Genomic DNA, 17269 nt, shown 5'->3' with positions numbered 1-17269 from the left:
ATCATTGACTGGAATAACCACCATGACCAAAAAACTCTTAACCCACCCAGTCAAAGCACTGGCCCTGGCCCTCGGCCTCTTCAGCTCCGTCACCTTCGCCGCCGACGCGCCGCTGAAAGTCGGCACCACTGCCGCTTTCGCCATCCCGCTGGAAGCCGCTGTCGAAGAAGCCAACAAACAAGGCCTCAAGGTCGAGCTCGTGGAGTTCACCGACTGGATCGCCCCCAACGTCAGCCTCGCCGCTGGCGACATCGACGTGAATTACTTCCAGCACGTGCCGTTCCTCGAAAACGCCAAGGCCGCCGCCGGTTTTGACCTGGTGCCGTTCGCACCGGGGATCATTAACAACGTCGGCCTCTACTCGAAAAAATATAAACGCTTCGACGAGCTGCCGGAAGGCGCCAGCGTCGCCATCGCCAATGACCCGATCAACAGCGGTCGCGGCCTGCAACTGTTGGCCAAGGCCGGGTTGATCACGCTCAAGCCGGGGGTCGGCTACAAGGCCACCGAAGAAGACATCATCGACAACCCGAAGAACATCAAAATCCTCCAGGTCGAAGCCGTGCAACTGGTGCGCGCCTACGATGACGCCGATCTGGTTCAGGGCTACCCGGCCTATATCCGTCTGGCCAAGACGTTTGATGCCGGTTCCGCGCTGCTGTTCGACGGCCTTGACCACAAGGAATACGTGATCCAGTTCGTGATCCAGCCGAAAAACAACGCCGACCCGCGCCTGATCAAATTCGTCGATATCTACCAACATTCGCCCGCCGTCCGCGCGGCTTTGGACAAGGCCCACGGCAAGCTCTATCAAGCCGGTTGGGAAAGCTGAGCATGACGGCCGCGATCCTACGGCGACTGGAAATTCCAGAGCCCCAGAAAGCCGAACAAACCGAGCTGCACCCGGACCTTAACCGCGCTCACGTACGGTTCATCGGCCTGGGCAAAACCTACAACGGCCAGCAAGGCCCGGTCGCAGCGCTGCACGGCATCGATCTGGCGATCCAGCGCGGTGAAGTGTTTGGCATCATCGGCCGCAGCGGCGCCGGCAAGTCGTCGCTGATCCGCACCATCAACCGCCTCGAACAACCGAGCACCGGGCGCGTACTGATTGATCAAGTGGACATCGGCGCGTTCGATGAGGAGCGTCTGGTGACACTGCGTCGGCGCATCGGCATGATCTTTCAGCACTTCAACCTGATGTCGGCCAAGACGGTTTGGCAGAACGTCGAGTTGCCGCTGAAAGTCGCCGGTGTGCCCAAGGAAAAACGCGAGCAGAAGGTTCGTGAACTGCTGGAACTGGTCGGCCTGCAAGAGAAGCACAAGGCCTATCCGGCACAGCTGTCCGGCGGGCAGAAACAGCGCGTCGGCATCGCTCGCGCGTTGGTGCATGACCCGGAGATTCTGCTGTGCGACGAAGCCACGTCGGCGCTGGACCCGGAGACCACACAATCGATCCTCGGCCTCCTGCGCGAGATCAATCAGCGCCTTGGCCTGACCATCGTGCTGATTACCCACGAGATGGCGGTGATTCGCGATATCTGCGACCGCGTTGTGGTGCTGGAGCACGGACGCATCGTCGAACAAGGTCCGGTCTGGGAAGTGTTTGGCAACCCGCAGCATGAGGTCAGCAAAACCTTGCTCGCGCCGTTGCAACACGCGTTGCCGCAAGACCTGCAAAATCGTCTGCGACCTCAGCCACAGTCTCCTGACGCCGCCGTGGTGCTGCGTCTGCAATTCACCGGCAGCGCCACGGACGAACCGGATCTGGCAGCGTTGTTCGCCGCACTCGGTGGTCGCGTGCGCTTGCTCCAAGGTGGCGTGGAACGGATACAGGGGCATGCGCTGGGGCAATTGCTATTGGCGGTGACCGGCTCGTCGCTCGGTACCGAACAATTGCGTCAGCGCGCCAGCCACTGGGCGCAACAGGTGGAGGTGCTGGGTTATGTGGTTTGATCGCTTGCTGCAAGGTTTCATCGACACGTTTTTGATGGTCGGCGTCTCATCGCTGATCGCACTGCTGGCGGGCATACCGCTGGCGGTGATCCTGGTCACCAGCGCCAAGGGCGGTATCTACGAAGCGCCGGCGCTGAACCGCGCACTAGGCGCGTTCGTGAACCTGTTTCGCTCGATTCCGTTTCTGATTCTGATGGTGGCGTTGATACCGTTCACCCGGCTGATCGTCGGCACCACTTACGGTGTGTGGGCCGCCGTGGTGCCGCTGACCATTGCGGCCACGCCGTTCTTTGCGCGGATTGCCGAAGTCAGTTTGCGCGAGGTTGATTTCGGCTTGATAGAGGCGGCGCAAGCGATGGGATGCCGGCGCTGGCACATCGTCTGGCATGTGTTGTTGCCTGAAGCGCTGCCGGGGATTGTCGGTGGTTTCACCATTACCCTGGTGACCATGATCAACTCATCGGCCATGGCTGGGGCGATTGGTGCGGGTGGGTTGGGAGACATTGCGTACCGGTATGGGTACCAGCGGTTTGATAGCCAGATCATGCTGACGGTAATTGTGCTGCTGGTGGTGTTGGTGGCGGTAATTCAGCTGGGTGGGGATCGGTTGGCGCGGGGGTTGAACAAGCGGTGAGACTGGCTTCAGCCATCGCTCATCCGTGATATCGCTTTCGCGAGCAGGCTCGCTCCCACAATTAGAATGCATTTCCCTGTGGGAGCGAGCCTGCTCGCGAATGGCTGCGCAGCAGCCACCGGCTTCATGGCGTATATTCTGCGGATTCACACTGCCTGCGTAGCCCGACCATGAAACAGTCCCCCGACGACCTCGATCAGATCACAACCACCACCCTCAGCCATTACAACTCGGTCGCCGAAGATTTTCGCGATGGGACGCGCGATCACGATGTCAGCCAGAACATCGATGCGCTGTTGCGGCATGTTCAGGGCGAGGCGCCGTTCGACATTCTCGACTTTGGCTGCGGCCCGGGTCGTGATTTGCAGACGTTCACGCGCATGGGCCACACCGCCATCGGCCTCGACGGTTCGGAAAAATTTGCGCAGATGGCGCGCGAAGACAGTGGTTGTGAGGTCTGGCAGCAGGACTTTCTAAAACTTGATTTGCCGGCTGAACGCTTCGACGGGATTTTCGCCAATGCGGTGCTGTTTCACATTCCAAGCCAGGAATTGCCCCGGGTGTTGAAGGAGTTGTACGGGGCTTTGAAACCGGGCGGTGTGTTGTTCAGCTCCAATCCGCGGGGTGAGAATCAGGAGGGCTGGAACGGGCCGCGGTATGGGGCGTATCACGATCTTCAGGCGTGGCAGGATTTGCTGACTACGGCGGGGTTTGTGGAGCTGGAGCATTACTACCGGCCGGCGGGGTTGCCGCGGGAGCAGCAGCCGTGGCTGGCGAGTGTCTGGCGTCGCGCAAGATAGGCAGATCAAAAGATCGCAGCCTGCGGCAGCTCCTACAGGGTCTACGTTATCCCATGTAGGAGCTGCCGCAGGCTGCGATCTTTTGCTTTTAGGTCAGACAGATTCTTGCTTCGGCTCGCGAATCTTGTACCAAGCCACATACAGCGCCGGCAAAAACAGCAGCGTCAGCAAGGTCGCGATGATGATGCCGCCGATCATCGCGTAGGCCATCGGCCCCCAGAACACTTCCCGGGCGATCGGAATCATCCCCAGGCTCGCTGCCGCCGCCGTCAGCAGAATCGGCCGGCGACGGTGTTCAGTGGCTTGTGCCACCGCATCCCACGGCGCCAGCCCCTCTTTCTCCAACGCTTCGATCTGCGTCACCAGAATCACCGAGTTGCGGATGATGATGCCGATCAGCGCCAGAATCCCGAGGATCGCCACGAAGCCCATCGGCGTGCCGGTCGGGATCAGCGCCAGCACCACGCCGATCAATCCGAGCGGCGCGACACTGGCCACCAGGAACAGCTTCTGCACACTGTGCAACTGGATCATCAGGAAGGTCGCCATCAAAAACAGCATCAACGGCACGACCTTGGCAATCGGCCCTTGGGCCTTGCCGCTTTCCTCGACGGTGCCGCCGGTGGCGACCTTGTAGCCTACCGGTAACGCAGCGGCGAATTTGTCGATGTCCGGCTTCAGTTGCTTGACCAGATCGGTCGGCTGAATCTCGTCGCGTACCGCCGCTTTGATGGTGATGGTCGGTTTGCGGTCGCGACGCCACACCAGCGGTTGCTCAAGTTCGTAGCGCACGGTGGCGAAGGCCAGCAGCGGAATCGAGGTGCCGCCGGGGGTGACGATCTGCAGATTTTGCAGGGTCTCGGGCGTGCCACGCTCCGCGTCCACCGCACGACCCACCACGTTGATCAGGTAGATATCGTCATCCACCTGCGTCACTGGCGCTCCGACGACGATGCTGTTCATCAGGTTGGCCACGTCTTCCGACGACAGCCCCAGTTGCCGCGCCTTGTCCTGGGCGATATCAATGCGCAGGACTTTGCCCGGCTCGTTCCAGTCGTAAATGATCTCGCCGATGTGCGAGTTTTTATCCAGTTCGGTGGCCAGCGCGATGGCGTGCTTGCGCACTTGATCGATGTCCTTGCCGCTGACCCGGTACTGGATCGGCCGGCCCACCGGCGGGCCCATTTCCAGCGCCTGGACGTAACTGCCGATGCCGACGAAATCCTTGCGCAAGCGCTCGCGCAGACGCTGGCTCAACGCCTCGCGCGACTCCAGGCCTTTGCTGACGATGACCAGTTGCGCGTAGTACGGGTTTTGCAATTGCTGGTCGAGCGGCAGGTAGAAACGGATCGCACCCTCGCCGATGTACGTGCTCCAGCGCACGATGTCCGGATCGCCCTTGAGCGTCGCTTCCAGCTTGTCCACCGCCTTGCGGGTTTCAGCAATCGAGGCGTTTTGCGGCAGGTTCAGGTCAACGAGAATTTCCGGGCGGTCCGAGGACGGGAAGAACTGGTTCTGCACAAACTGCATGGAAAACACCGACGCCACGAACAAGGCAATGGTGATGCCGATGGCCCACCAACGATTGCGCATCGCCCAGAACATGCCGTAATTGAAGGCGCGACCGATGCGTCCGGGCTCGGCGTTATGGGGTTTCACCTTGGCACTGAGGATGTGCACGCCGATCACCGGCGCAAACAACACCGCGACAATCCACGACACCAGCATCGCCACCGCAATCACCGCGAACAGCGTAAAGGTGTACTCGCCCGCCGAACTGGCATTGAGGCCGATGGGTACGAAACCGGCGACCGTCACCAGGGTGCCGGTGAGCATCGGGAATGCGGTCGAGGTGTAGGCGAACGTGGCCGCCTGCTCCTTGGTCTCGCCCATCTCCAGACGCGTGACCATCATTTCCACGGTGATCATCGCGTCGTCCACCAGCAAGCCGAGGGCGATGATCAGCGCGCCGAGGGAGATCCGCTGCATGGTGATGCCGCTGTATTCCATGAACACGAAGACCATCGCCAACACCAGCGGAATCGAGCACGCCACCACCAGGCCGGCGCGCACGCCGAGGCTGACGAAGCTGACAATCAGTACGATCACCACCGCCTCGAACAGCGCGCTGGTGAAGCCGCCGACGGCCTTTTCGACCACGCCGGCCTGGTCGGAAACGCTGTGCACGCCGACGCCCACCGGCAAATCGGCGGTCAGGTCGGTCATGCGCTGGTGCAGCGCCTTGCCGAACTCCTGGATGTTGCCGCCCTTCTTCATCGCAATCGCCAGACCGATGGCGGGATGGCCGTCGAAACGAAACTCGGGGGTCGCCGGGTCAACGTAACCCCGGCTGATCTCAGCAATATCTGCCAAACGATAGAAGCGATCGTTGAGCCGCAGGTTGACGTTTTCCAGGTCTTTCTCGGAAGCAAACTGCCCCGAGGTGCGCACCGAAATTCGCTCCGGCCCGGCCTCGATCACACCCGCCGGGGTCACCGCGTTTTGCGATTGCAGGCTCTGCACCACCTGACGCTGGTCGATGCCCAGCGCTGCGAGTTTGCGCGTGGAGAAGTTCAGGTAGAGGACTTCATCCTGCTCGCCGACCATCTCGACCTTGCCCAGCCCCGGCACTTCACGGATCTCGGCGCGGACCTGCTCGACGTAGTCGCGTAACTGACGCATCGACAAACCGTCGGCGGTAAAGGCGTAAACCGAACCGAACACATCACCGAACTCGTCGTTGAACCCCGGCCCTTGCAGGCCCTGGGGGAAGTCGCCGCGAATGTCGTTGATCTTCTTGCGCACCTGGTACCAGATTTGCGGGATGTCCTTGGCACTGGTGGTGTCGCGCAGATTGACGAACACCGTTGACTCGCCGGGACGGGTGTAACTTTTCACGTAATCGAGAGAGTCGAGTTCTTCGAGTTTTTTCTCGATGCGATCAGTGACCTGCTTGAGGGTTTCTTCCTGGGTCGCGCCCGGCCAGCGGGTCTGGATCACCATGGTTTTGATGGTGAACGACGGGTCTTCTTCGCGACCGAGGTTCATGTACGAGAACACGCCCATCAGCAGCGCGACGAACATCAAATACCAGACAAACGACTGATGCTTGAGGGCCCATTCGGATAAGTTGAAACTCCCTTTCATTGCGGGCCGTCCTCATCGATTTTGACTTTTTGCCCGGGGGTCAGGCTGTTCACGCCGGCACTCACAATCCGCTCGCCGGACTTCACGCTGTTGGTCAGCACCACCGTGCTGTCGGTGCGACTGAGCAGGCTGACCTCTCGCGGCGAAACGGTTTGCGTCTGAGGGTCGATGACCCAGATCCGCGTCTTTCCATCCACTTCTTGCAGCACGCTGATCGGTAACTCGATGCGCGGTTTGATCGCCGAGCTCAGGGTCACGCTGATGGCGGTGCCCAGGCGAAAACCGGGTGGCGTGTCTGTCAGCGTCAGGCGCGCGCGACGGGTACGGGTGGCGCTCTGGGCCTGGGGTTCGATTTCGCGGACGATGGCGGTGCTGGTGATGCTCGGGTCCAGTTGCGCGGCGACCTGGAACACTACGTCCGCTGGCAACTGATCGACCAGCGTGTCGGGCAAGTCGATCACCGCTTCCTTGATGTCCGGCTGCGCCAGCGTGACCACTTGCTGGCCGGCGGTGACCACTTGCCCGGCTTCGGCATTCCACGCGGTGACGATGGCTTTGTGGTCGGTGCGCAGTTGCACGTAATCGAGTTGGTCCTTGGCCTGATCGACCGCCGCCTTCGCTTGATCCATGGAGGCCTGGGTGGTTTTGAGGTCGGTCTGCGCGATGTCCAGTTGCGCCTGCGCACCGACGCCGCGATCAAACAATTCCTGCTGACGCCGGGCGTTGGCCTGGGCGTTGATCAGTTGCGCCTGAATGCGCGCCAGATCACCCTGGGCGGAACGCAGCTGGTTTTGCTGATCCGTGGGGTCGAGGGTAGCGAGCAAGGCGCCCTTCTCGACTTCGGCCCCCACATCGACGTTACGGCTGGCGATCCGGCCTGGCACACGGAAACCGACATTGGTTTCGTAACGGGCCTGGATACTGCCGGCGAAGCGGCCCAGGGTTTCCTCGTTCAGCGCCTGGACCTTGATCGACAGCACCGGGCGTATCGGCTCCGGCGGCGGTTCTTCCTTCGAGCAGGCCGCCAGCATCACAGCGATTACCAGCAATAAACGCTTCATGGCTGAGTTCCTTCGGCCAGATCCTTGTAGGTGTTCTCGGCGACTTCCACTTTCACCCCGGGGTGCAGCAACTGACCGCCGGCAATCACCACTTTCTCTCCGCCCTTGAGGCCGTCGCTGATGATGACTTTACCGGTCAGGTAACGTCCGACCGTGACCGTGTGCAACTGCGCCTTGCCTTCGTCGTCCACCAGCCACACGGCCGGGTCGCTGAGGTTTTTGGTCAGTGCCGACCACGGCAGCTCCACCGCGGATTTGCCCGGTGTCTTGGCCGTGGCACTGACCACTGAGCCAAGCTGCATGCCTTCCGGCAATCCGTGGAGCGTCACTTTGACCTGCACTGTGCCGGTCTCTGCGGAAACCGCCGGAGTGATTTCGCGAACCGTACCGGTGGTCTTGATGGCCGGGTTGTCGAGCAGGCTGACCACGATGGTTTTGTCATCCGGTGCCTCAGCCAGCAGCGATTCGTAGACGTTGAACACCGCATCGCGCTCACCGTCTCGCGCCAGGCTGAAAATCGGCACCGTGGCCTGCACCACCTGGCCGACTTCAGCCTGCCGCGCCGTGATAATCCCCGGTGCGTCCGCGATCAGCGCGGTGTAACTCAGTTGCTCACGGGCGTTAGCCAGTTGCGCCTGTGCGGCCGTCAGCGCGCTTTGACTGCTACGCAGCGCAGCCTGAGCAGTGTCAAATTCGCTTCGACTGGTGTAGCCCTTGGGCAGGAGTTTTTGCTGGCGAACGAAGGCGGCGGCGGTCTGTTTGACTCGCGCTTGCTCGGCGACGACTTGGGCCTGGGCGGAGTCGACATTGGTCTGCAGGTCCTTCGGATCGAGTTTGGCGAGCACTTGTTTCGCCGAAACGCGGTCACCGACATCGACCGTGCGCTGGATGATCTTGCCGCCGACGCGGAAAGACAACTCCGTCTGAACGCGTGCCTGAACGTCGCCGGTGAGGGTCACGGACGGGGCGTAATCCAGGGGTCTGACGGCTTGCACGAACACCCGTGGACGATCTTTCTCGACCGCAGGTTTTTCGCCGCAGGCGCTCAGCAGGACAAGGAGGCTCAGGCCAACCACTCTTTTCAATCCGGGACCAGCCATGCAGACTCCTTTGCATTGTACGAACGTGCCAATGGCGATACGACTGTGAGCTTAGAACAGGGTTCCACCTGCGCGCACGCAGATAGAGTATTTCCCCTGTAGGAGCTGCCGAGTGAAACGAGGCTGCGATCTTTTGATCTTGCCTTTAAGAAAGCAAAGTCAAAAGATCGCAGCCTCGTTTCACTCGACAGCTCCTACGTGTCATTTTTTCAGCACGATTATCGTGAGATCACTTTAATGCTTAAAACCCTCGCGGTGGCCAATTACCGTTCGATCAATAAACTGGTGATCCCGTTGGGTCGTTTGAACCTGATCACCGGACCCAACGGCAGCGGCAAATCCAACCTCTATCGCGCGCTACGCTTGCTGGCAGAAACCGCTCAGGGCGGCGTGGTCAACGCGTTGGCCCGTGAGGGCGGGCTGGATTCGACGTTCTGGGCCGGACCGGAGACCATCACCCGACGCATGCGCAACGGTGAAGTACCGATCGAGGCAACGGTGCGCCATGGCGTCAAACGCTTGCGGCTGGGGTTTGCCGGGGAAGACTTCGGTTACTCGATCAGCCTGGGATTACCCGAGTCCAACGGTCATTTCATGCTACCGGGGCACAGCACGCCCATCCCGTCACGGTTCAGCCTCGACCCGCAAATCAAACGCGAATGCCTGTGGGCCGGGGCGTTTTTTCGTCCAGCGAGCCTGCTGGTGGATCGCGACGGCCCGATGATCCGCACTCGCGCCAACCGCGGCTGGGACGTGCTGTCCCAGCACACGCCAACTTTCGACAGCCTGTTCGATCAGGTCGGCAGCTTGCGCACCTCGCCAGAAGTTCTGGAGATGCGTGAATTCATCCGCCGCTGGCGCTTCTACGATCACTTTCGCAGCGACGCCGACGCACCGGTGCGTCAGCCACAACTGGGTACGCGCACCCCGGTGTTGCACCACGACGGCAGAGATCTGGCGGCGGCGTTGCAGACCATTATCGAAATTGGCGACCCCGACGCTTTGCGCGATGCCATCAGCGACGCATTCCCCGGCGCACGCCTGCACATCGAGCCGCTGGCCGGCGGCCGCTTCTCCATCGAGTTTTATCAGGAAGGGTTGTTGCGACCGTTGTCGGCGGCTGAACTGTCCGATGGAACGTTACGTTATTTGCTGTTGGTGGCGGCTCTGCTGACGCCGCGTCCGCCGACGTTGATGGTGTTGAACGAGCCGGAAACGAGCCTGCATCCGGACCTGTTGCCGGCATTGGCGCGGTTGATTATCCGGGCCTCGGAGCACTGTCAGGTATGGGTGGTGTCGCATGCCCGGCGGTTGATCTCGGCGTTGCAGGAAGACCCGGAATGCAACTGCATCGTGCTGGAGAAAAGCCTCGGGCAAACCGGGATTGTCGGGCAGCGGATGCTGGATGAGCCGGCGTGGTATTGGGCGGATTGAGCGGGCAACGTTTCGGCTTGCGTCTTCAGATTTAGCGACGACGAATTTTTCTGGCTGCGTTCGTAGGCGCTAATGTGCGGTGGGCTTTCAACATTACCCGATCAGGTCCTAATCCTGGTTCAAGCATCGTGTCGTGGTTTCGCTTCACCCCTATCACCAGCGGCTCTGATCTTGATATCACTGATTCTAGTGACGGAGCCGAGGGGCCAACAGAAGGCAGGGGTGACGCGGTCGGTGACGCGGTGCTTACCTTCCCCTTGTTCTTCACAAAACTCATCAAGGCCGCTTCAGTCCCGGGCTTTCTCACCGCCCAGTAAGTTCCCACTCTCGATGCAGACGCCAACGTTGTCAGCCCTAAAACGACAGAACCCAGTATTTTGATTGCCCCAGGATCGTCGGCGATTGCCGCTACGGCACTGCCAACCCCAACCACCCCTATGGTGAGTATCAAACCACTGGCCACCACCGTGCTTGTTGCCGCAAAGGACTGTCTGGGCGGTAATTTCCTCAATGCACCATATCTCAAGGCATCCTTGGCCAGGTTAAAGGAGGGGATGGGACGGGTCATGCCCAGTCCTGTATTCAACAAACTCAGCATGCTGGCGATAAATCGGCCTATTTCGGCAAACCGCCCGGTCGGATCACTGAAATTCACCGGATCCCCCAGACAATACGCATACGGATTCAACCCACCCCGACCAAACGGGCTCAATCCGTCCGGCCTGTTGAACCGCATCAGCACCGGGTTGAACATCCGGTGGCCATTGCCCAGCAAATAATGACCAGTGAACGGATCAACCGCTTCGCCGGCGAACCCCAGAAGACTGCCAGGACCACCTTCGACCCGACGATGACCGTAAGGCGAATAAACCTGATGCACAGATCCGTCTGGATCAGCGACCTGCAACACGGAGCGCTGTTGGTCTGTGGCCAGCAGACGGTTATTGATGCCACCACTCTTACGGGTTTGCAGCGCCAGCGGTTGATTACCCTGTTGAAATACGCTCTGACTGGCCGCCCCTTGAAGATCGGTCGCCAGAAGATCACCGCAGTAAAATCGTTGCAGGGCTTGTTGCCCCACAGGCTCAACCCCGGTCAGCAAATCCAGCGCATTGTAGCTATAACGGCACACGCAGACCTTTGATTCGCTCATAAGCCCCCCTGTTCGCAAAGCCCTCAGCTTGCACCAGTAATGCGGGCTAGAACACCTGACAGAAATGCTAGGTATCCGAGGCTATTCTTCTGTTCGGGCCAATCATCCCTGCCATTTGCCGCTCTCGACAATCACGCCGGATGCCGACGTTGATGGTGGGTAAGGGTCATGCGCCGTCAACACCTGTTGATATCACGCAAAACACTGTCTGCAGATTTGCTGCGTAGAAGGAAGACGACTATTTTCCCTACCGCCGTAGGAAGTATCTATTTTTCTGAATACCCCTCCAAGGACGCACCGCTTTTGGCCAGACTCACGGCCAAACCATCACAAGGAAGAGAACATGGCTGACGTAAAAGTGCCGCAACGACTGGATCCGCAGGACATTGTGAAGTTGTTGATGGCGTTGCGCAGGGCGTTAAAGGCCAGGGTGGCCTGATTCGCGGTTGCTTCTGTGGCGAGGGAGCTTGTTCCCGCTCGACTGCGCTGCAGTCGCAAAACCAGTCAAAGCGGTGTGCCTGAAGAAGCGCATGGGCAGGTTTCAGGGTCGCTTCGCAACCCAGCCGGAGCAAGCTCCCTCGCCACAGGTTCCTCGAACACAAAAAAACGCCGACGCTCTATCAGCCGTCGGCGTTTGAACTTGCGGGTTTCGTTACTGCGCCCAATCAGAACGCCGGCAGTACCGCGCCGCTGTACTTCTTCTCGATGAAGGCTTTCACTTCAGGACTGGTCAAGGCCTTGGCCAGTTTCTGAATGGCAACGCTGTCCTTGTTGTCCGGACGCGCCACCAGGAAGTTCACGTAAGGCGAATCGGCACCCTCGATCACCAGCGCGTCTTTAGCCGGGTTCAGGCCCGCTTCCAGCGCGTAGTTGGTGTTGATCATGTCCAGGTCAACCTGGTCCAGAACACGCGGGAGCATGGCCGATTCCAGTTCCTTGAACTTGAAGTTGTGCGGGTTCTTGGCGATGTCTTTCGGCGTGGCCAAAGCGTTTTTCGGGTCTTTCAACTCGATCAGACCCGCCTTCTGCAGCAGGATCAGGGCACGGCCGCTGTTGCTGCCTTCGTTTGGAATCGCAATGGTCGCGCCGTCTTTCAACTCGGCCAGGCTTTTGACTTTCTTCGAGTAGCCACCGAACGGTTCAACGTGCACGCCGATCACAGTCACAAGGTTAGTGCCTTTACCTTCGTTGAAGCTTTTCAGGTACGGCAGGGTCTGGAAATAGTTGGCGTCCAGACGCTTCTGGTCGACCTGCACGTTCGGCTGAACGTAGTCGGTGAAGACTTTGATTTCCAGGTCCACGCCATCTTTGGCGAGGGCTGGCTTGATCAGTTCCAGAATCTCGGCGTGTGGCACCGGGGTCGCCGCTACGACCAGTTTCTCGCCAGCCTGGGCCAGGCCCGCGGTCAGGGCAGCCGCCAATGCGGTGAACAACAGAACCTTTTTCATGCAGTGTCCTTATCGAAAATCACGGTCGCCAGTGGCGACGGCTAACTATGAAAGTGCCAGCGAAGTGCTATCGCTGGCGTGACGCGGACAATACCGGGATTTTTTATTCCGGAACAATATCTTTTATTTACTTCTATATTCCATTTTGTTCGCACCCTGTAGGAGCGAGCTTGCTCGCGATGGACGTCAACGATAATGCTGGCTTCCTGAATGCAAGCGGCGCCCTTACGTCCATCGCGAGCGAGCTCGCTCCTACAGGGATTCGGCTTGCCTCAGGAGTTGTTTCAGGGCCGTTTGCTCGGCAGCGGTGCCGTTGGCGAGGATGTGCTTGAGTTGCTGCTCAATCTGCGTCAACGGCGCCGGGGCCTCGGGCAGGTTCAGATGCTCCGGCAGAATCTCGTCACCCGTACTGACCAGCAACGCAAAGTGAATGACATTTTCCAGCTCCCGGGTGTTGCCCGGCCAGCTGTGTCGTTCCAGTACGAGCTGCGCAGTCTCGCTGATCAGTGGCACCGGCAGTTCCAGGCGCTGGCTGTAGATGCCGAGGAAATATTCGGCGAGGGACAGGATGTCGCCGACCCGCTCACGCAAGGCCGGCAAATGGAGCTGACCTTCGCTGAGGTAATGGTAAAGACGCTCATGAAATTTCCCGGCGGCCACCGCTTGCGCCAGATCAATGCTGGTGGCAGCCACAAGACGCACGTCCACCGGGCTCGGCTGATGGGCGCCGACGCGGGTGACTTCGTGGTTTTCCAGTGCGGCGAGTAGCTTGATCTGGATCGGCAGCGGCAGGTCGCCGATCTCGTCCAGATAAAGCGTGCCGCCGTTCGCCGAGCCGAACCACCCGGCGCGACTGCTCGCCGAACCGCTGTAGCTGCCGGCGGCGTAGCCGAACAATTCGGCGTCGGCATACGTCGGGCTGATTGCGCCGCAATTGACCGACACAAATAAACCGCCGCGATCACTGGCACGGTGAATGTGTCGCGCGAGCAATTCCTTGCCGCTACCGGTTTCGCCACGGATCAGTACGCAGATCGAACGCGGCGCCAGTTGCTCCAGTTCCTGACGCAGCTGACGCGAACGCGGATCGACAAACACCAACGCCTTGGCGCGGATGCTCAGTGGGCTTTTTTCTGCGTCGGGAAAGGTCAGCAGCGGCTGACCGAAGGCTTCAAAACTCATGGCAGACTCCCGCCCAAAACCGCCGGAGACGGGGGCGTTAAATTAAAATTCAAGCACGACGCAGGGCGTGATGTTCCAGGCGGTTTTGCAGGCGGTAGAGATAGGCAAAACCCTGTTCCCAACGCTGGTGTCCGGACTTCACATTGATGTGCCCGGCCCCCGCCAGAATCCCCGCTTCTGCGCCCCATTGACGTGCCAGTTCCAATGCACGCGGCGCACTGACGGCGCTGTCGTTATCGGAGCTGACAACCTGGCTCGGGAACGGCAACAGATTCGTCGGAATCGGCGCGAAGTTACGCAGTGCCGGCGCGCAGGCCGGGCGCTCGACGTCCGCTGGCGCGACCAGCAAGGCACCGCGCACCTGACGCAAAAAATTCAGCGGAGCAGTGGCCGCCCAATGCGCGACCGTGATGCAACCCAGGCTATGGGCAATCAGAATCACCGGCGTGCTGTCGGCGGCAATCGCCTCGGCCAGCGCCGCGACCCAGTCTTCACGACGCGGCGTAATCCAGTCGGCCTGCTCCACCCGCGCGCTGTTCGGCAGGCTGTTCTGCCAATGGCTTTGCCAATGGTTTTCTGGCGATCCCTGCCAGCCCGGCACAATCAGGTAGCGAATGGATTCGTTGCGCATGGGGGAGCTCTCCTGCTGCGTGTCTGTTCCTGGTCGAGTATAGGGAGGAGAGTTATATTCGTTAAGGAATAAGAAGCTATTTATTAAGACCTATATCGAATATACGACGCAGATCAAATGTGGGAGCGAGCCTGTGGTGAGGGGATTTATCCACGTTGGGCTGCGTAGCGGCCCCAGCATTTCAAAGTCAGTGCGCGTATACGACTGCTTCGCAGCCGAACGGGGATAAATCCCCTCACCACAGGGCTCGCTCCCACTAGGGATTCGGGAGGTTCCTGAGGAATAAAAAAGGGGCCGCACCCTGCCAAGGAGACGGCCCCGGAAACTCAACATCTGATGGCGCGATGATTGGCTGAAATGCATATCTAATAAAGGAATATTTAATTACGTTATTAGAACCATAACGCATATGCCGATCAACAATACGCGAACTTGCCTGCCACCTAACGTATCGCCCCTTTGGGTCAGAATGATGACGAGCGACTACGCGGTTTTGAGTTTCCGGGTGCATCGATCAAGCCTGAGCGGCGCGCACCTCCTGTGGTGCGGCTGTTTCCTTGCGCACAAAGCGGTTAGCCCGCCCAAACGTCCCGAAATCATTGAACCGCACCCCCATCTCGCGCATGACCTTATGTGCCACAGGCACGGTCATCTGGCGAATGTAAAACGGCTCCTTCACCACAAAATGATGGATCCCGTGGCTGCTGCCGAAATTGAAGCAGAACTCTTGCAACGGCCACATCCACCAAGGGTTCAGCACTTGGGTTTGCTGGATCACATTGCCCGGCTCGACATCGCCGTAGTAGTGCATGTTCGAGCTGACAAAGTGCAGGCAAAACGTGCGCAACACGTTAGGGCCAATGATCACCACCGCCGCGATATCGATCACCCGCATCACCTCGAGGGTGGTCGCCGACCATTCAATCGGTGCCCCGAGCAGATGCGCGATGCCGTTGGCCGCGTGAAAACCGAGGAACACGTACCACGCGCCCCAATGCACCAACGCCAGCGGCGCATAAACCTTCAACGTACGTTTGATAATGCTGAACTTGTGGGCCCATGTCCTGGCCCGCAGCATGCGGATAAACGCCGACATCACGTTGTCGCCCACCATCAGCAACCGCGCAAAACCCCATGGCTCGCCGTTGGTGATCGCGCGTTCTTCCATGTCGGCTTCGGTGCCGGATACCTTGTGGTGGTTGAGGTGCAGATGCCGACGGATCCACGGGTTGATCGTGCTCGGTCGCGCCAGCCATACCAGGCCCATCATCAGGTTGTGCGGCAGGCGTTGTTTGCGAAAGTACATGCTATGAATCAGGTCGTGTTCCAGCTCGTGGGTCAACGAAGCGAAAAACCCGTTGAGCAGCAGGCATGCCCACCAGGCTATATGCCCGTTGATGTAGAGCGCTGCCGAGCCGATCATTCCAGCCAAAGCGAAGGTCAGAATCCCCGCGCCAAGCGCGTCCTGATGGTTGAGAATCGGGTAGCGTTTACGCAACGCCACCCCTTTGGCCAGCACCACTTCGCGAATATGCGCAGAGCGCTGAGCTGCATTCAGTCGTTGGGGACTTGCAGAAGTACCGTCCATGCTTCCATCCTCTGGTTATTGATGTTCGCATCCTGCCTTGTGAACCTGTGCAAGGCGGTAGCCGTGGACGCCAACCTGTTGACCGGAAGCGCCAATCAGCATGACTGAACCGACCTCCCTCGCCAGCTGGACCCGTGCCCTGCGCAAGCAACTCGACGCGCTGGGCCTCGACAGCACCGCCCTGTGCCACCAGGCGGGGCTCGACCCGCAATTGATGGACGACCCGAACGCCCGTTATCCGTTGTCCGGCACCACGCGCCTGTGGGAAATCGCCGTGCAGGTCAGTGGCGATCCGGCGATTGGCTTGCGGGTGTCGAGGTTCGTCAGCCCCACCACCTTTCACGCGCTCGGTTATGCGCTGGTGGCCAGCGGCAGTCTGCGGGAAGTGTTTGAACGCATCGTGCGTTATCACCAGGTGGTCAGTGACGCCCTGGAGCTGGAGTTGAGCCGCACCGAGGATCGCTACCGCTTTTGCCTGAAAATCCCGCCCGGCAATCCGGCGCCGGCGTTCGAGGCCATCGATGCCTTCACCGCCATTTACGTGCGCACCTGTCGCAATCGACTGGGCCGTGACTACGCGCCGCTGGCGGTGTACCTGCGCCGCCCGGAACCGGCCGACGCGCATCAATGGCACAAGGTCTTTCGCTCGCCCGTGCATTTTTCGGCCGACGAGGACCGGCTGGAATTTTCGCTGGTGGATTTCGACAGCCACCTCGATGACGCTAACCCGGAACTGGCCGAACATAACGAAACCGTGCTCAAACGCACCCTCGCGCAACTCAAGCCGCTGACCTGGGAGCGCAAGGTGCGCGACGCCATTGAAGAGCAATTGCCCGAAGGCGAACCCAGCGCCGAACACATCGCCAAGGCCCTGCATTTGAGCTTGCGCAGCCTGCAGAGGCATCTCGCGGATGAGGGCTATCGATTCGACACCCTGCTCAATGAAAGCCGTGAAAACCTGGCATTGCTGCACCTGCGTGACCCGCAATGTTCACTGAGCGAGATCAGTTATCTGCTGGGGTTTGCCGATACCAGCAGCTTCAGCCGCGCATTCAAGCGCTGGACGGGGATGACGCCGGGGCAGTTTCGGGATGGGTTGCGGTGAACGTGTTGTGCCTGTACCCGCGAAAGCAGT

Annotated in this window: 14 protein-coding genes; 6 read left to right on the top strand and 8 right to left on the bottom strand. The window is 59.9% G+C overall.

What is annotated here, in order from left to right; all coding sequences use genetic code 11:
• Positions 1-22: 22 nt before the first annotated feature.
• The 4 genes from F8N62_RS20825 (at position 23) to F8N62_RS20810 (ending at position 3390) form a co-directional block, all read left to right on the top strand.
• The gene (locus F8N62_RS20825) at positions 23-832 is read left to right on the top strand and encodes a MetQ/NlpA family ABC transporter substrate-binding protein (protein WP_150712443.1); all 810 of its coding nucleotides are present in this window, start codon (positions 23-25) and stop codon (positions 830-832) included.
• A 2-nt stretch (positions 833-834) separates the two neighbouring features.
• A complete protein-coding gene (locus F8N62_RS20820; RefSeq protein WP_150712442.1) occupies positions 835-1956 on the top strand; it encodes a methionine ABC transporter ATP-binding protein in 1122 nt (373 codons plus the stop codon).
• Positions 1946-2590, top strand: a complete 645-nt coding sequence (locus F8N62_RS20815) for a methionine ABC transporter permease (RefSeq protein ID WP_150712441.1) — start codon at positions 1946-1948, stop codon at positions 2588-2590. Before F8N62_RS20820 ends, F8N62_RS20815 begins: the two co-directional genes overlap by 11 nt.
• 170 nt (positions 2591-2760) lie before the next feature.
• Complete coding sequence (locus F8N62_RS20810; protein ID WP_150712440.1) at positions 2761-3390, top strand: class I SAM-dependent methyltransferase; 630 nt, start codon at positions 2761-2763, stop codon at positions 3388-3390.
• Positions 3391-3483: 93 nt separating this feature from the next.
• Here F8N62_RS20810 and F8N62_RS20805 read toward each other — a convergent pair whose 3' ends face one another.
• From F8N62_RS20805 to F8N62_RS20795, 3 genes are read right to left on the bottom strand one after another with little or no spacing between them, the layout of a single operon-like run.
• Positions 3484-6537 (bottom strand): efflux RND transporter permease subunit, encoded by a 3054-nt coding sequence (locus tag F8N62_RS20805; RefSeq protein WP_150712439.1) that lies wholly within the window; start codon positions 6535-6537, stop codon positions 3484-3486.
• A complete protein-coding gene (locus F8N62_RS20800; RefSeq protein WP_150712438.1) occupies positions 6534-7598 on the bottom strand; it encodes an efflux RND transporter periplasmic adaptor subunit in 1065 nt (354 codons plus the stop codon). The genes F8N62_RS20805 and F8N62_RS20800 overlap by 4 nt, the downstream gene beginning before the upstream one ends.
• On the bottom strand, positions 7595-8698 hold the full coding sequence (locus F8N62_RS20795) for an efflux RND transporter periplasmic adaptor subunit (protein ID WP_150712437.1): 1104 nt from the start codon (positions 8696-8698) through the stop codon (positions 7595-7597). The genes F8N62_RS20800 and F8N62_RS20795 overlap by 4 nt, the downstream gene beginning before the upstream one ends.
• Before the next feature lie 237 nt (positions 8699-8935).
• Between F8N62_RS20795 and F8N62_RS20790 the strand changes: the two genes are divergently transcribed.
• Positions 8936-10132: an AAA family ATPase gene (locus tag F8N62_RS20790; protein ID WP_150712436.1), complete on the top strand. Its 1197-nt coding sequence runs from the start codon at positions 8936-8938 to the stop codon at positions 10130-10132.
• Positions 10133-10163: 31 nt separating this feature from the next.
• Here the strand turns inward: F8N62_RS20790 and F8N62_RS20785 are convergent, their stop codons facing one another.
• The 5 genes from F8N62_RS20785 to F8N62_RS20760 form a co-directional block, all read right to left on the bottom strand.
• Positions 10164-11285 carry an RHS repeat-associated core domain-containing protein gene (locus tag F8N62_RS20785; protein WP_150712435.1) on the bottom strand — a complete coding sequence of 374 codons (1122 nt, stop codon included), beginning with the start codon at positions 11283-11285 and terminating at the stop codon, positions 10164-10166.
• Positions 11286-11950: 665 nt separating this feature from the next.
• Positions 11951-12733, bottom strand: coding sequence for a MetQ/NlpA family ABC transporter substrate-binding protein (locus F8N62_RS20780; RefSeq protein ID WP_150712434.1), 783 nt, complete (start codon positions 12731-12733; stop codon positions 11951-11953).
• A gap of 252 nt (positions 12734-12985) precedes the next feature.
• On the bottom strand, positions 12986-13915 hold the full coding sequence (locus tag F8N62_RS20770; RefSeq protein WP_150712432.1) for a sigma 54-interacting transcriptional regulator: 930 nt from the start codon (positions 13913-13915) through the stop codon (positions 12986-12988).
• Positions 13916-13964: 49 nt separating this feature from the next.
• On the bottom strand, positions 13965-14546 hold the full coding sequence (locus F8N62_RS20765; protein WP_150712431.1) for an alpha/beta hydrolase: 582 nt from the start codon (positions 14544-14546) through the stop codon (positions 13965-13967).
• Positions 14547-15060: 514 nt separating this feature from the next.
• On the bottom strand, positions 15061-16134 hold the full coding sequence (locus F8N62_RS20760) for a fatty acid desaturase (protein ID WP_150712430.1): 1074 nt from the start codon (positions 16132-16134) through the stop codon (positions 15061-15063).
• A 100-nt stretch (positions 16135-16234) separates the two neighbouring features.
• On the opposite strand from F8N62_RS20760, the gene F8N62_RS20755 reads away from it, so the two are divergent.
• Complete coding sequence (locus tag F8N62_RS20755; protein WP_150712429.1) at positions 16235-17239, top strand: AraC family transcriptional regulator; 1005 nt, start codon at positions 16235-16237, stop codon at positions 17237-17239.
• Positions 17240-17269 lie beyond the last annotated feature (30 nt).

Origin of the sequence: Pseudomonas fluorescens (genome assembly GCF_902497785.1) — a bacterium.
GTDB lineage: Bacteria > Pseudomonadota > Gammaproteobacteria > Pseudomonadales > Pseudomonadaceae > Aquipseudomonas > Aquipseudomonas fluorescens_BO.
Note: the sequence above shows the minus strand (reverse complement) of the source record. Positions and strands in the feature narration are given on the sequence as shown.